This is a genomic window from Streptomyces sp. ISL-1 (genome assembly GCF_018614585.1).
Classification (GTDB): Bacteria; Actinomycetota; Actinomycetes; order Streptomycetales; family Streptomycetaceae; genus Streptomyces; species Streptomyces maoxianensis.
Window position 1 is genome coordinate 63,295 of the sequence record NZ_JAGGOI010000055.1, and the last position, 16,212, is coordinate 79,506.

General features: G+C 67.0%; 9 protein-coding genes. 3 read left to right on the plus strand and 6 right to left on the minus strand.

Translation table 11 applies throughout. From position 1 onward, the window contains the following. Window positions 1-33 precede the first annotated feature (33 nt). The 3 genes from J7E87_RS31745 (at window position 34) to J7E87_RS36625 (ending at window position 11,165) form a co-directional block, all read left to right on the plus strand. The gene (locus J7E87_RS31745) at window positions 34-3,774 is read left to right on the plus strand and encodes a LamG domain-containing protein (protein WP_215098077.1); all 3,741 of its coding nucleotides are present in this window, start codon (window positions 34-36) and stop codon (window positions 3,772-3,774) included. 183 nt (window positions 3,775-3,957) lie between these two features. Then, window positions 3,958-10,755, plus strand: coding sequence for a polymorphic toxin-type HINT domain-containing protein (locus J7E87_RS31750; protein WP_251018294.1), 6,798 nt, complete (start codon window positions 3,958-3,960; stop codon window positions 10,753-10,755). A gap of 26 nt (window positions 10,756-10,781) precedes the next feature. Then, entirely contained in the window at window positions 10,782-11,165 is a 384-nt protein-coding gene (locus tag J7E87_RS36625) for a hypothetical protein (protein WP_374195246.1), read from the plus strand. A gap of 111 nt (window positions 11,166-11,276) precedes the next feature. Here the strand turns inward: J7E87_RS36625 and J7E87_RS31755 are convergent, their stop codons facing one another. The 6 genes from J7E87_RS31755 to J7E87_RS31780 form a co-directional block, all read right to left on the minus strand. Next, the gene (locus J7E87_RS31755; protein ID WP_215098078.1) at window positions 11,277-11,672 is read right to left on the minus strand and encodes a hypothetical protein; all 396 of its coding nucleotides are present in this window, start codon (window positions 11,670-11,672) and stop codon (window positions 11,277-11,279) included. A gap of 103 nt (window positions 11,673-11,775) precedes the next feature. Next, the gene (locus J7E87_RS31760) at window positions 11,776-12,987 is read right to left on the minus strand and encodes a pyridoxal phosphate-dependent aminotransferase (protein WP_215098079.1); all 1,212 of its coding nucleotides are present in this window, start codon (window positions 12,985-12,987) and stop codon (window positions 11,776-11,778) included. 233 nt (window positions 12,988-13,220) lie between these two features. After that, window positions 13,221-13,652, minus strand: a complete 432-nt coding sequence (locus tag J7E87_RS31765; protein WP_215098080.1) for a protein-tyrosine phosphatase family protein — start codon at window positions 13,650-13,652, stop codon at window positions 13,221-13,223. A 138-nt stretch (window positions 13,653-13,790) separates the two neighbouring features. Next, a complete protein-coding gene (locus tag J7E87_RS31770) occupies window positions 13,791-14,441 on the minus strand; it encodes a DUF4360 domain-containing protein (protein ID WP_215098081.1) in 651 nt (216 codons plus the stop codon). Between the two features lie 257 nt (window positions 14,442-14,698). After that, the gene (locus tag J7E87_RS31775; RefSeq protein WP_215098082.1) at window positions 14,699-14,932 is read right to left on the minus strand and encodes a chaplin; all 234 of its coding nucleotides are present in this window, start codon (window positions 14,930-14,932) and stop codon (window positions 14,699-14,701) included. A 310-nt stretch (window positions 14,933-15,242) separates the two neighbouring features. Further along, the gene (locus J7E87_RS31780) at window positions 15,243-15,653 is read right to left on the minus strand and encodes a rodlin (protein ID WP_215098083.1); all 411 of its coding nucleotides are present in this window, start codon (window positions 15,651-15,653) and stop codon (window positions 15,243-15,245) included. Window positions 15,654-16,212 lie beyond the last annotated feature (559 nt).

Below are 16,212 nucleotides of genomic sequence, written 5' to 3' on the forward strand. Positions count from 1 at the left end.
GAGCGGAACAAGGGGAGACGCGGGGGAGTGTCCATGACCAGTTCAGGCATACGAGGTCGAAGAGGCCGCGCGGCGATCGTGACCGGCGCGCTGACGGCGGTGCTCGCCGCCGGTACGTACGCGCTGCCGGGCACTGCCGAGGACGCGGCAGCCGAAGCGGCCGACGCGTACACGAATGCTGTCACCGTGGCGGCCGAAACCGGTCAGGCGCAGACCGAGCAGGTGGCGCTGGCCGCAGCCAAGCGGACCGGCAAGAGGGTCGAGGTTTCGGGCCTTCGCCAGGAGCGCCGCGATGTGTTCGCCGACCCCAAGGGGACGTTCACCGCGCAGGAGTACACCCAGCCGGTCCGTACGCTCAAGCCCGGTGGCTGGGCGCCGGTCGACGACACGCTGGTCAAGCAGGCGGACGGCAGCCTTTCGCCGAAGGCCGCCACCGTCGGCCTGGAGTTCTCCGGTGGCGGCGACGGCCCGTTCGTCACGATGAGCCGAGCCGGCCGTGAGTACTCGCTGACCTGGCCGGGCGGCAAGCTGCCCGCCCCGAAGGTGGAGGGCAACACCGCCCGCTATGAGGAAGTGCTGCCGGGTGTGGACCTGGCCGTACGTGCCGAGATCGAAGGCTTCGGCCACTACTTCATCGTCAAGAACGCCGAAGCCGCGGCCAATCCGGAGCTGAACAGCATCGACCTCGGGCTCACCGCCAAGGGTCTGAAGATCGAGAAGGACCCCGGCGGCGGTATGCGCGCCGTTGACGCGGCGGTCGGCGGCACGGTCTTCGAGGCGGCCAAAGCCGTGATGTGGGACTCGGCCCCGAGCCCCTCCTCGGCGAAGGCCACCCAGCCGGCCAAGGACGCTGCCCAGTCGGCCGGTTCCGGAGCCCGCGCGACGGGAAGTACGGCTCGAACCGCGCCCGGTACCGCCGCGGGAACCGCGCCCGGAACCGCGCCCGGAACGGCGGCAGGAACCGCGGCCGGTAACGCCGCGGGACCCGTGGCGCCCAAGGCCGCCCTGCAAGCCGTGGACGGCGGCCGCAAGGCCTCAGTAGGCCTCGCAGTCTCCAAGAACCGCCTCACCCTGACCCCGGACACCAAGCTGCTGCGCGGCAAGGACACCGTCTACCCGGTCGTGGTCGACCCCATCCCGCGCACCATCCACCGCTCCGCGTGGACCGGTGTCATGTCCGGCATGCCGGGCGAGCAGGACTGGGCGTACTCGGGCAGCGCCGGCATGGGCAAGTGTCCGATCAACTACAACCCGACCACCTGCGCCGGCATCGGCGTTCGGCGTCTGCTCTACACCTTCCCGCTGTCCGCGTACCGCGGGAAGCAGATCCTCAGCGCCCAGTTCTCGGCCCGCGTGGAGTTCGTGTACTGGGCCGACGCCAAGGCCGAACCCGTCGACCTCTACCGCATCGGCGGCAAGAACTACACGGTCACCAAGTCCAGCAGCTGGGGCAATACCAAGGACGACTGGTCGGACTACCTGGCCACGATGGACACGAAGATCTCACCCACGACCTGCAAGGGCAGCGCCAACCTCAACATCAAGAACGGCGAACTGCTCAATGAGGTCAAGGCGGCCACGGCCGACAGCTGGTCCAGCATGTCCCTCGGCCTACGGGCCAAGGACGAGTCCGACTACCCGGGCTGGAAGCGGATCTGCGGCAACACCTTCCTGAAGATCGAGTACAACACCCCGCCCCGGCAGGTCGACTACAAGCTGATGTCGACCAACCCCGGCGGCCCGTGCAACTGGGACCCCGCGACCCGCAAGTACACCGATGTACTGCCGCAGCTGCGCGCCGAGGCGCGCGACCCGGACCACGGCTCCGCGTACGCGGACCAGGTGAAGATGCAGTTCCAGGTGTTCTACAACGACGCCAACGGTGCTGAGCAGAACTACCTCGCGGAGACCGGCTACAAGTCGCCGAACGCGGGCACTGTGTTCACCCACACCGTGACCCAGCCCGCCGGCAAACCCAAGATCCCCGCGAGCACCCTGATCAGCTGGCAGGCCCGGGCCTTCGACGGTGACGCCTGGGGCCCGTGGAGTTCCGACGGCACCCCGCAGCGCTGTGCCATCATGCGCGACGCGGCCCGGCCGAAGGCTCCCACGGTCACCTCGCCCGAGTACCCGGACGACGACATGTGGCACCACGGCATCGGTACGGTCGGCAAGTTCACGTTCGCCGCGTTCGACAAGGACGTGAAGGAGTACCGGTACGTATTCGACGGCGAGGCCAGGAAGACGGTCACCGTCACCGCGGGCGCACCGACCACCGTGACCTGGAATCCTCCCCGGGCCGGACGCCACTGGGTGACCGTCGAGGCCTATGACGGCGCCAACAACTCCAGCGTTCCCGCCCATCACGAGTTCCTGGTGACCGACGGCAAACAGGCCGCGGGCCAGTGGAATCTGGACGATCCGGCGGGCAGCGAACTGGCCCAGGACACCTCCGACAGCGGAAGCCACCCGGGCCGCCCGGGCACCGGAGTCACCTTCGCAGCCGAGGGACCGGGCGGGGTGGCCGACGGCGCCGCGCACTTCGACGGCACCAAGAACGCCTACCTCGACTCGTGGGGCACGGTGATGGACACCGGCCGGAGCTTCTCCGTCAGCGCCTGGGTCAAGCCCACGGCCCTGAACAGGGACATGGCCGTCGTCAGTCAGGACAGCACCGGTGAGCCGGGCTTCGTCCTCGGTTACGACGCCACGGACAAGGCATGGGCGTTTTCCACGCCCGACATGGACGTCGATGCCATGAGCACTTGGAAGGCGGTCGCCCCGGCGGCCACGTACCCGGTCAAGGCCAATGAGTGGGTGCTGCTCACCGGCGTCTTCGACGCCTATGGCGCAGCCGGTCCCGAACTGCGGCTCTACGTCAATGACAAGGAGGCGGCCAAGACCGCGCGCCACACGGCGTGGTCCTCGATCCGCAGTCTCCAGATCGGCCGTGTGCTGTCCAAAAGCGGCTACCGCGACAACTTCGAGGGCGACCTCGCGGAAGTACGCGCGTACGACCGGGTGCTGCCGCAGACCCAGATCGCTCAGCTGATCACGGTCAAGCCCCAGCGCAAGGGCTACTGGCCGCTGGAGGCCGTCGGCGCCGACAGCAACTCCGTCAATGTCCAGGCCGGCGGTCAGCCGCTGGCGCTGCACGGCGCGACCATCTACAAGCCCGCGGACGAGTTCGACGACGCGGCGCTGGTCGACGGCGGCAGCCTGGCCCTGGACGGCACCGACGACTGGGCCGGCACGGCCACCCCCGTGGTTACCGGAGCGGACAGTTACACCGTCGCCGTACGGGCCAAGCTCACCACCCCGGACGCGGAGAAGTCGCAGACAGTGCTCTCCCTGCCGGGCCGCAACGCGAACCGGATCACGGTGCGCTTCCAGGCCGCCACCAAGCAGTGGGAGCTCGCCCTGACCGATGCGGACAGTGATACGGCGAAGGTCACCACGGTGACCGATGCCGATGCCGTCCCCGGGTTCTCGCTGTCGGGCACCCATCTCGCCGTGGTCTACGACGCGGTCACCCACCAGGTGGATCTGTACGTCGACGGCCGGCCGGTCGCCACGGCGTCGGACGACGAAGAGCAATTCTTCGACCACACCACCTGGGCCTCCAGCGGTGGCCTCCAGGTCGGGCGCTCCGCGCTGGACGGCGGCAGCGAGTACTTCGCCGGCTCGATCGACGAGGTGCGTGTGTACGTGGGCGCGGCGGACGCGACCGCGGTCGGCCGGATGAACCAGCTGACCGGAGACCCGGACCTGTAGGGAACGCAGTTGGTGCCCGTGGGCGGCCGTCGGTGACCGACGGCCGCCCACGGGCAGCCACCGCCTGTCCGGCGGTCTCTTCCTTCCTCTTCCTCTTCCTTGTGGAGTTGACTGATGTCTTTACGTGGCAGATTGCTGGCCTCACGCATGCCCAGGCATGTGGTGGCCGCCACTGTCCTGGGCTTGGCCCTGTCTTTGTCGGCAGCTACCGCCCAGGCGATACCGGCGAAACCCGAGGGCGCCAAGCGGCCCGGTGTTCCCGGCAGTTCCGACCCGGCCGAGGGTAAGAACGCCAAGACCAAGCCCCGTCCTGCCGACCCGGCAAAGAAGGCGGCCGCCAGAACGCTGGACCCGGCGGCCTGGCCGCAGGCCGGCAGCACGGAGATCGCGCTCGCGGCACCTGTCGCGCCCGCGAAGGGCGCCAAGTCGGCCGTCGGCGGCGCCGAGCCGGCCGCAAGGGCCGGGGCGGCGAAGCCCGCCAAGTCCACCGTGGGCGGTCTTCCCGTGACGGTGACCCCGCCCGCGGCGCAGGGCAAGCGCGCCGCGGGCGCGGCCGCCACCCCGTCCGAGGTCAAGGTCACCTCGCTGGGCCACAAGGCCGCGGCGAAGTGGGGAAGCGCCGCGCTGCTCACCGTGGAGCGCTCCGACGGCGCCAAGGCGGCGGCCCCCGTCGGACTCTCCCTGGACTACGCCAAGTTCGCCGAGGGCGCGGGCGGCGGCTACGGCTCCCGGCTGCAGCTGATCGAGCTGCCCGCGTGTGCCGCGACGCAGGCGCCGGGCAGCAAGGGCTGCCCGGCGACGCCCAAGCGCATTCCCTTCAAGAACGACCCCGCCACCCGGTCCGTGACCGCGCAGGTCTCCGCGGCACCTGCCGCGGGCGCCCCGGCTGTCTTCGCGGTGGCGGCGGGCGACTCCTCCTCGAAGGGCGACTACAAGGCCACCAGTCTCGCGCCTTCGGCGAGCTGGTCGGTCGCGAACTCCTCTGGCGGGTTCTCCTGGAGCTACCCGCTGCGCTCAGTCCCGACGCCGGGTGGGCTGACGCCGGAAATGGCTCTCGGCTACTCCTCGCAGTCCGCGGACGGCCGTACGGCAGCCACCAACAACCAGGGCTCGTGGATCGGTGAGGGCTTCGGCTACGAGCCCGGTTACATCGAACGGCGCTACAAGTCCTGCGCCGACGACGGACAGAAGACGTCGGCCGAACAGTGCTGGGCTTTCGACAACGCCACGATCGTGCTCAACGGCATGTCCGGTGAGCTGATCCAGGACGACAAGACCAAGGAATGGCACCTCGCTTCAGAGAACGGAGCGGAGATCGCCAAGCTCACCGGCGCCGACAACGGTGACAACGACGGCGAGCACTGGAAGCTCACCACCACCGACGGAACCGAGTACTGGTTCGGGCTGAACAAGCTCCCCGGCTGGACCACGGGCAAGGAGACCACTACCTCCACCTGGACCTCCCCGGTCTTTGGCAACAACACCGGCGAGCCCTGCTACAACGCGACGTTCACCGGCGCGCACTGCAAGCAGGCCTGGCGGTGGAACCTCGACCACGTCAAGGACACCCACGGCAATGTGATGTCGTACTACTACGGGTCCGAGACCAACCGGTACGCCCTCAACGGCAAGACGGACGTCAACGGCACCGAGTACATCCGCGGCGGGTACCTCAAGCGGATCGACTACGGCCAGCGCGACGGCGGCGTCTACACCACCAAGGCACCCGCCCGCGTGGTCTTCAGGACGGCCGAGCGCTGCCTGCCCACAGATGCCTTCGACTGCGCCGAGTCCAAGTTCACCACCGCCAACGCGGCGCACTGGCCGGACACCCCCGTCGACCGCTTCTGCAAGGCCGCCACCAAGTGCACCGCGCCCCAGTCCTCCCAGACGTTCTGGACGACCAAGCGGCTGACCGGCATCACTACGCAGATGAGCTCCGGCACCGCCGCCGATGCCTATGCCGACGTCGATGCCTGGACGTTCACGAACACCTTCACCGACAACGGTGACGACACCAAGACCCTCTGGCTGAACAAGATCGACCATGAGGGCAAGGGCGGTGGCGGCAGCATCAAGATGCCCTCCGTCGAACTGCAGGGCGTGCACCTCAAGAACCGTGTCGCGAGCGACACGGACAACATCGACGCGATCCACCGCTTCCGCCTGGCCACCGTGCTGAGCGAGACCGGAGCCCAGCTCGACGTCACCTACGGACCGACCGAGTGCACCGCCTCCGCCCTGCCCAAGCCGGGAGAGTCGACGAAGCGCTGCTACCCGGTCGTATGGGCCCCGCCGGGGAGCATCGAGCCTCGTACGGACTGGTTCCACAAGTACGTCGTCGCCGAGATCACCGAGACCGACCGCACCGGCGGCGGTGACGATCTCGTCACCCGGTACGACTACCAGGGCAACGCAGGCTGGCGGAAGTCCGAGCCCGACGGAATGACCGAGGACAAGTTCCTCACCTGGAGCCAGTGGCACGGCTACGGCAAGGTCAAGGTCAGCGCCGGCAACGGCCAGTCCATGACGACCCGCATCGACTACACGTACCTGCAGGGACTCGACGGCGACAAGCTGCCAGGCGGTGGCGCCCGCTCCGAGGATGTCACCGACTCCACCGGTACCAGGTACACCGGCCACAAGGAGTACACCGGCTTCCAGATCGAGGCCCAGACCTACAACGGCACCAAGGTCGCGTCCAAGGCGATCACCGAGCCGTGGAAGCACGACACCGCGACCCAGACCAAGACGTGGGCCACCACCAAGGCGACCATCGTGCAGTCGGACATCTCGCGCGGCTACACCGCGCTGTCCGGCGGCGGCTGGCGCAGCACCAAGGCGGTGTCCACGTTCGACACCTCCAACCGAACCGGCCGACTGCTGCGGACCGACGACTCCGCGGACCTGTCCACGGCGACTGATGACACCTGCACCCGTCTGAGCTACGCGGACAACCCGGCCAGGAACCTCTACACCCTGCAGTCCCGCACCGAAGTCGTGGCCACCGGCTGCGGCGCCGCCACCGACCGCAAGACGCAGGTCATCGGCGACACCCGCACCCACTACGACGGTCTCGCGTTCGGGGCCGTGCCCACCAAGGGTGACGAGACCAGGGCCGAGCGGCTGACGTCCCACGACGGCACGACCGCCACCTATCAGGTGACGGGCACGATCACGTACGACGCCTATGGGCGCCCCTCGTCCGAGACGGACGCTGCCGGCTCCTCGGTGCAGACCCAGTACACCGACGTCAACGGACTGATCTCGAAGGTCAAGCTCACCAATCCGCTCGGTCACGCCGCCACGACCGACTTCGCTCCGGCGTGGGGCCGTTCCGTCGGGCAGACCGACCCCAACGGCCGGCGTACCGAGGCGTCGCTCGACGCGCTCGGCCGCGTGACCTCGGTGTGGTTCCCCGACCGGACCAAGACGCAGACCCCGAGCGTCAAGTACACGTATGACGTCCGCCGGGACAAGCCCGTCTCCATCAAGACGGAGAAGATAGAGCACGGTGGCGGCTACGGCGTCGAGTACCAGTTCTACGATGCTCTGCTGCGTCCGCGACAGCTGCAGAGCGAGGGCCCGAATGGGACCCGGCTCGTCGGTGACACGTTCTACGACGGCACCGGCAAGGTCAAGATGGGCAACCAGACCTACAACGCCGTCGGCGCACCCTCGAACGACCTGCTGATCGTCGCCAACGGCGAGACCGGTTCCCAGTTCCGCTACGAGTACGACGGAATGGGCCGCAAGACGGCTGAGATCTTCCAGGTCGCGGGCGTCGAGCAATGGCGTACGAGCATCGCGTACGACGGTGACCGTACTCATGTCGACCCGCCCAAGGGCGGCGTCCCGACCACCACCATCACCAACGTGGCCGGCGCGTTGACCGAGCTGCGCCACTACCACGGCGAAAGCCCGGACCCGGACGGCCCGGTCTCCGGATACGACGCCACCAAGTACACCCACACGCCCGCCGGTGACCTGGAGTCGGTCACCGACGCCAAGGGCAATGTCTGGCGGTACGAGTACGACCAGCTGAACCGCAAGGTCAAGAGCGTGGACCCGGACACGGGTACCACCACGGTCAAGTACGACGACGTCGACCGGCCCGTGTCCAGCACGGACAACCGCAACAAGAAGATCTCCACGGTCTACGACAAGCTGGGCCGCCCGGTCACCACATGGGACGGCGATCCGACCACTGGTACCAAGCTCACCGAGACCAAGTACGACAAGGCGGGCTGGCTCGGGGAGGCTTACGCCTCGCTGCGCTACACCAGCGCGACCGAGTACTTCTCCACTGTCACGCAGGACATGGACGCGATGTACCGGCCGCTGAAGACCGCGTACACGGTCCCGGAGTCGCAGGACAAACTGGCCGGCACGTACGTCTTCACCACCACCTACAACGCCGACGGTACGGTCAACGGCCAGGGCATGCCGGCCGCTGGCGGCCTCACCGGTGAGGCCATCGCCTTCGACTACGACGACCTGCAGCGGCCGAAGACGATGACCGGCAAGACGTCCTACGTCACCGACACCGTCTACTCGCCCACCAGCCAGCTGCAGCAGCTCGAACTGTCCACCGGCAGCGGCAAGAAGAACTGGCAGACCTTCCACTACGAGAAGGGCACCGAACGCCTCAAGCACTCGGTCGTCGACATCGAAGGCCTCACCGGACCGGCCAGGAAGGCCGATTACTCGTACGACCAGTCCGGCAATGTGCTGTCCATCGCGGATTCGGCCGGCGCATCGCCCGACGTGCAGTGCTTCGGGTACGACAGTGGCAAGCGCCTCTCCGAGGCATGGACTCCGGCCGCCACCGCGGCGACCGCGACCGGATCGGGAACCGTCGGCAGCAAGCTCGACGCCTCGTCCCCGTCCGCCTGTGCCACGGCTCCCGGCACCTCCGCGCTGGGCGGCCCCGCCCCCTATTGGACGTCCTACGAGACGGACGCAATCGGCAACCGCACCAAGGAGGTCCGCCACGACACCGGCCTGAACGCGGCCAAGGACGTCACGCGCACCTACACCTACGGTGAGGGACCTGCCGGTCCGCACGCCGTGACGAAGGTCGTCGAGAACACCCCCACGGGCGACAAGCAGTCGACGTACGGCTACGACGACGCCGGCAACACCGACGAGCGGACCCTGGGCGGAGACACCCAGAGACTCGGCTGGAATGCCGAGGGCAAGCTCGCCAGGACCACGGAGGCCGACGGAAAGACCACGGACTACATCTACGACGCCGACGGCAACCGGCTCACCCGCTCGGACGCCACTGGCACCACCGTCTACCTCCCCGGCCTGGAACTCCGCCAGGCCAAGGGCAGCACGGCCGTCGAAGCGACCCGCTACTACAGCTTCGCGGGCAAGACGGTCGCCATGCGGACGGACAACGGCGACCTCTCGTTCCTCGCCGCCGACCACCACGGCACCAACGAACTGTCCGTCAACGCCACAACAGGTGCCGTCTCTCAGCGGCGCCTTGACCCCTACGGCGTCGAGCGCGCGAAGCCGACCGGCCCCTGGACCAGTGAAAAGGGCTTCGTCGGCGGCGACATCGACACCCAGACGGGCCTTACGAACGTCGGTGCCCGCCAATACGACCCGGGCCTGGGCAAGTTCATCTCACCCGACCCGATCGTCGACTTCACGCAGCCCCAGCAGGTCAACGGCTACGCCTACGGCAACAACAGCCCGGTCACGCTGTCCGACCCGAGCGGGCTCTGGATCTCCATTCCCAAGCTGTTCCAGTGGGCGATGAACCTCGTCAAGAAGTACTCGTCCAGCCACGCGGTCAGCAATGCCGAGCAGGAACTGGGCCAGGCGGAGGCGAACTACAGCAAGACGAAGCAGAGGGTCAAGAAAGCAGCCGACGCGCTCAAAGACATCGCCATGGAGGAACTCGGGATCAACGCGGGTCTCGACTGCTTCTCCTCAGGCGACCTGGGGGCCTGCGGCGAGACCGCGCTCAATGTCGCGTCCATGCTCATCGGCGGCCTGCCTGCCAAGCTGATCAAGAAGTACGGGTGGCGGCTGGACAAGGCATGGGATCTCGGCAAGACGATCGCGGGTCACCTCGACGAGCTGATCAGCGGCGCGATGAAGGCCTGGGACCAATCGTCGAAGGTCCAGAAGGCCAAGGAGAAACTGGAGAAGGTCAAAGCCGCCGCCAAGAAGGAGAAGAAGGGCAGTTGCCCTGTTCCGCACAGCTTCCTTCCATCGACACCAGTGCTCCTTGCAGACGGCTCCAGTAAACCGATCGAGGAGATCGAACTCGGCGACCAGATCATCGCCACCGATCCCACGACGGGCGAAACAGTGACCCGCGAAGTTGTGGCCACGATCGTCACCGAGGATGACAAGGAATTCGTCGACCTTACGATCAAGGGTCAGGACGAGGAGCCGGCCGCCCTGATATCCACGACGACCCACCCGTTCTGGGTTGAGTCCGAGGGTGCATGGATCGATGCCGGTGACCTCGAGTCGGGTATGGAGCTGCGTACGGCGGACGGCGGCGCGGCCACTGTCATGGCTGTCCGCACTTTCGAGCAGCGCCAGCAGACGCACGACCTGACTGTCCAGGGCATCCACACGTACTACGTATTGGCGAAGACCACACCCGTCCTGGTGCACAATTGCTCTGTCAGCCCTCACGAGTTGGAGAGAACAGAGCAGCTCGGCGGCACTGCTGACCGCCAGCGGGTCGATGAAATCGCCGAAAGCATGAGCAAGGATGGTTGGGTGGGCGAGCCCATCGAGGTCTTCGAGCACCTCAACCGGCGCTATGTGATCAACGGTCACCATCGCGTCGCTGCAGCCAAGAAGGCCGGGATTGACGTCAAGTACCGATCCCTGACGCTTGATGAGGTCAAGGCCTACAAGTACAAGAGCATCGACGAAGTGATCTGGGCATCGGTTGAAGACGGCCCAGACTTTCCGAATGAACGCAGAGGGCGGAGGCGCAGGTGAGTCAGCTCAATCCTGCTTCCCGTTGTGTGAGTTCCTTCCTGGAGAATCTCGATCTCATCAGGAGGGCGCTGGCGGGCCAATATCCCGAGTTCAATGCGCTGGCGAACGTACTGAGAAGTGTCCGCGCGGGAGAGCTTGAGCGAAGAGCCGACGCTGCCGGTGGTTTCTCGTACTCGGTCCACGGGCGAGGGTGCCTAATGGCCGGACCTGACGGAGCAGAGGTTGACATCGACCTGCTCCCGGACGGGCACGAGGCGTTTGATGCGTGGCGCCTGGAAATGTTCGCGCGAAGTGTTGGGATGGATCCCGTTCCGCGCAGGGATGATCTCCTTCACGAGTGCGGGGAGCTGGTCCGGTTGGGAGCTCTCGCCCAGCCGCAGCCAGGGTGGTTCTCCCGACGAATCGGTTAGCGCAAGCAGAACCCTGAGGGCCCACGAAGGAATTCTTCGTGGGCCCTCAGGCAATGCACACAGAAGGTGGCACCCGGTCCGCGCGCCTCCACGGCCCGCGAACCGGGGCCGTCAGTGGGCGCCGACCAGGCGGGGTTCGGCCAGGGCGGCAGTGTGCGCGTCCATCCGCTGGGCGGAGAGGATCGCGGCGGCGGTGTCGGCGCGGGATGCCGCGACGACGAGGGCGCGGCCCGCGAGGTCGAGTGCGCGGCGGTGCAGGGACGCGGGATCCGCGCCGCTCAGGCCCGCGTGGCGGACCGGCGACGCCCCGCGAAGGCGGGCGACCTGGGCCGCGATGCTGTCGGCGGCCGCGTCGAGACCGAGTTCGTCGGTGACGGCGAGCAGCGCGGAGAGATGACCGGCGAGCTGGATGTCCAGCTCTTCCTCGCGGGTGCGGTGCGGGTACTGGGCGTCGTCGGCCATCGCGTGGACGGACCCACGACGTTGCGTGCGGATCGGCTCGTACATGGGGATGGCCTCCTGCTCACTGTCAGGAGACCATCCTAGCTTAGATTCTGTCTAAAGTTGAGTCGGGTCGGAACCCTTTGCCGAGGCCACACTCGGGGCCCGCTCAGGGCTGGCTGTAGCCGTCCAGGAACGTCCCGATCCGCGTCACCGCGTCCGCCAGATCCTTCGCCGCCGGCAGCGTCACGATCCGGAAGTGATCCGGCTCCGGCCAGTTGAAGCCCGTACCGTGGACGACCATGATCTTCTCGGCGCGCAGCAGGTCGAGCACCATCTGCCGGTCGTCCTTGACCTTGTAGACCTTGGGGTCGAGCCGCGGGAACAGATACAGCGCGCCCTTGGGCTTCACGCAGGTCACGCCCGGGATCTGGGTGAGCAGGTCGTACGCGACATCCCGCTGCTCCAGGATCCGGCCGCCCGGCAGGACGAGGTCCTCGATCGACTGGCGGCCGCCGAGCGCCGTGGCCACCGCGTGCTGCGAGGGCATGTTGGCGCACAGCCGCATATTGGCCAGGATGGTCAGGCCCTCGATGTATGAGGCGGCATGCGCCTTCGGGCCGCAGACCGCCATCCAGCCGGAGCGGAAGCCCGCCACCCGGTAGTTCTTGGAGAGCCCGTTGAAGGTCAGGACCATCAGGTCCGGGGCGATCGCGGCGGTCGGGGTGTGCGTGGCGCCGTCGTAGAGGATCTTGTCGTAGATCTCGTCGGAGCAGACGATCAGGTTGTGCCGGCGGGCGATCTCCGTGAGAGCGCGGAGCATCTCGTCGGAGTAGACGGCGCCTGTCGGGTTGTTCGGGTTGATGATCACGATCGCCTTGGTGCGATCGGTGATCTTCCGCTCGATGTCGGCGAGGTCGGGCATCCAGTCGGCCTGCTCGTCGCACCGGTAGTGCACGGCCGTGCCGCCCGCCAGGGATACCGACGCGGTCCACAGCGGATAGTCCGGGGCCGGTACGAGCACCTCGTCGCCGTCGTCGAGGAGCGCCTGCATCGACATCTGGATCAGCTCGGAGACGCCGTTGCCCAGATAGATGTCCTCGACGTCCAGGTCGATGCCCTTGGTCTGGTAGTGCTGCATCACCGCGCGGCGCGCTGACAGCAGGCCCTTCGCGTCGCCGTAGCCGTGTGCTCCACCGAGGTTGCGGAGGATGTCCTCGAGGATCTCGGGCGGGCACTCGAAACCGAAGGCCGCGGGGTTGCCGGTGTTGAGCTTGAGGATGCGATGCCCTGCTGCCTCCAGCCGCATTGCTTCCTCGAGGACCGGGCCCCGGATTTCGTAACAGACGTTTGCGAGCTTCGTCGACTGGATCACCTGCATGTCGGTGAGCTTACGGGCGCGTAACGGTGATCGCTTCATGTTTTGGACCACGCGGCGACCCCGGGGGCGGCCACGCCGGCGTGGTGCGAATGTCCGGTTTGGCGCTTCGGCCGGTGAGAGCGGCTCGTTCCCTTCGAAAGGGTCGGCGGGGTGGTCCGTACACCTGCGGTTTGCGATGCGGGCGCGGAAAGCGGGCGGGTAGGTGTTGCCCTCGTCACCTTGTTGTCGGTCGGTCAATCGGCGAATCGGCGGACGTAGCGCTTTTGCCAGGGGGTCTCGACGGCGCGGGTGTCGTAGTTCCGCCGTACGAACTCCACGGCCCGCTCGGCCGGCACCCCGTCGAGCACGGCGAGACAGGCCAGCGCGGTGCCGGTGCGCCCGCGGCCGCCGCCGCAGGCGATCTCGACGCGCTCGCGGGCGGCGCGGTGCCATGCCTCGCCGAGGACTGCCAGGGCGTCGGCGTGGCTGCTGGGCAGCCAGAAGTCCGGCCAGCGCAGCCAACGGGTTTCCCAGTCGACCTCGGGCGGCTGTTTGCCGAGGAGATGGACGGCGTACGTGGGCGCCGGACCGGGCGGGAGCGGCCGACGCAGGCCGCGGCCTCGAACGAGCCGTCCGGAGGGGAGGCGCAGGACGCCGCGGTCGGTGGGCTGCCAGGTCTCGGTCACCGGCACACCATAAGGAACACAGCCGGGGCAGGGGGCCGAAGCGCAGGCCGACGGCTTCGGTGGCCCGGGCGGGGTGTACGCGCCCCCACGCCGAACACGCCCCGGCCACCGTGAGGGCGGCCGGGGCGTCGCGTTCGCTCAGGACTCCTCGCACACCTTCCATGCGAGCCGGTAGATGGTGTTGATCTCACCGTCCGTCGAGTCCATCGTCATGAAGCTCGTGGTCCTCTTCGGATCCGAGGTTCCGGCATTGACGCGGACTTCGGTGTTGATGTTGAAGTTGCGCTTCACCCCGCACGGGGCCCATACCAACTGACCCCATTCCGTGGAATCGCTCGCCTGCCAGTTGTCGTCGAGCGGGCCCTTGAAGGGGTGATTTCTGGCTGCCGTGTCCGGTGAGCCCTGGAAGTAGTACGACGCTTTCTGGGTGGCGGTGGCGCCGGCCTGCAGGCTCGCGAAGCCGCGGTAGTCGGCGCTGGCAATCGCGTACGTGAAGCCTTGCGGGACGTGCACGACCAGGTTGAGCTGGCAGTTCTTCCGGTAGTCGGTCGGCGACGCGCCCACACCGACCTTCGCGAGGTACTCGCTGTACGTCACCGTGAAGGCGGTGTTGTCCTCGGACACGGCCACAGCGGCGGTCCCTGGGCGACACCCCGATCCGTTCACCGTCGCGATGTCGATCGTGATTTTGTCCGGGGGCGCGATGCTGACCGCGGAAGCGTCTTGGGCGGCGAGCAGCGAAGCGAGAAAAGCCACTGTCGCGCCGCCCGCAATGAGTGTACGAGGCATGATTCTCCCATCGGGGAAATGTGAGGGGTTCACCCGGAGACAGGCCCATGTAAGGCATGGACATGTCAACCCTTCAAATAGTTCTGAGCGGTTCTCGAAGAGCCGGATCGATGGGAATGGTAGGGACCAGTGAGGGGCTTGAATAGGGCCGTTATCGGCCGCGGTCGAAGAGGCCTGAAGCGTGCGGAAGGCCCCGGAGAGCGCTGCGGTGCTCTCCGGGGCCGGCTGTCGCTGTGCCCTGTACGGGCTGCTAGCTGTCAGGCGTTGCCGCAGACGCTGCCGAAGGCAGGGTTGAGCAGGGCGACAACGTTGAGCGTGTTGCCGCAGGCGTTGAGCGGAACGTGAAGCGGAACCTGAATCACGTTGCCTGAAAGAACGCCCGGGGACCCGGCGGCGACACCCTCGGCGCCGGCGTCGGCCATGGCGGGCGCGGCGCCGCCCAGGGCCATGATGACGCCCGCGGCGACGGTTGCGACCTTCTTGTGCTTCATTTCGATCCTTTCGGCAGCAGTGTCATGTGCATGCGCAACCTTCGCGCTGCGCAGCCAGTTTCCTGTTGGTGAACACCTCTGCGGAGTTGTAACGAATTGATTCCCATAAAGAAACCCCGACAGGGCTGCCAGTTCGGAAAGTCACTCGTATGCAGCACGCGCGATTTATCGAACTGTCGGGAGGATTCTCCAGGATTGTGTATCAGTCGCTCCAGGTGCGTATTTTCATTTGCTGAAAAGTTGACGCACCGAGCATGAGCATGTCCCTGAACTCTCGAGCTTCAGGGCCACGCCCGTCCCTGCTGCCGGATTACTGGTTGCCTGTTCCGTTACCCGACAGGACCGGGATGTTGCTGAGGATGTGCGACAGCGGCTCGTCGCCCTTGGCCTGGGTGGAGTTCTCGGTGCACTGCTGGCTCTGCGGGGCCGAGAGGACCGGGATGTCCTGGACCGAGACCGGTACGACGCCGACGAGGGAGCCGACGTCGGCCTTGGCCGGAAGGCCGACGCAGGGCTTGTTGAGCGAGCCCTGGACGAGGCCGATCTGCGGGCTCATGTCACCGGCGGTGCTGGAGTTGCCGAAGCTCTGAAGGGCGTTGGTGCCGCTGGTCGACGTGGTGCCCTCGTCGTCGCCGATGGCCATGGCCTGCGGTGCCATCGCCGCGCCGGCGCCGACCATTGAAGCGGTAACCATCGCGGCAGTCAGAATCTTCTTGATCACTTTTTGTTCCTCTTCGCTTTGAATGACCGATCGTGGAGTCAGACGGATCAACCGCGTCCTGATGAGTTTGGTTCTGTGCGTTCACCCGAATGCCACACCACGTCGGTGCGCGTCCCCGCGCTATATCGGCGGAGGGCCCTCATGCGGCCCTCCGCCGATGACGCAGATCGTCGTGCTCAGGTGTGTCATGCCAATAGGAAGCACGGCTGCCCCACGGCACAATGCGCCGTCGGCTGGAGGCGTACACCGGAGCGGATAACATGCACGGTCTGCGCGTTCATTTCACCATGGCTTAATGATCTACCGGCCCCGGTTTCATCCGTTTGCCGAATGGATTTTGGCGGGCCCTCGCCATTCTGGATTGAGGCACAGCAAGGCCCTAGTTCGCTATCGGAGCGGGTAAAACAATATGACAACCACAGAGACCGGACCGGTGTCCGTCGGCCATGGAAGAAGGCGACGGTCTGTCGGGAGCGAGGTCGGTGGCAGCCGCGCTCTGGCGTGGCTTCTGGTGATCACGGGTGCGGCGGGTCTGCCGGCTTCGTGGGTGATCACGATC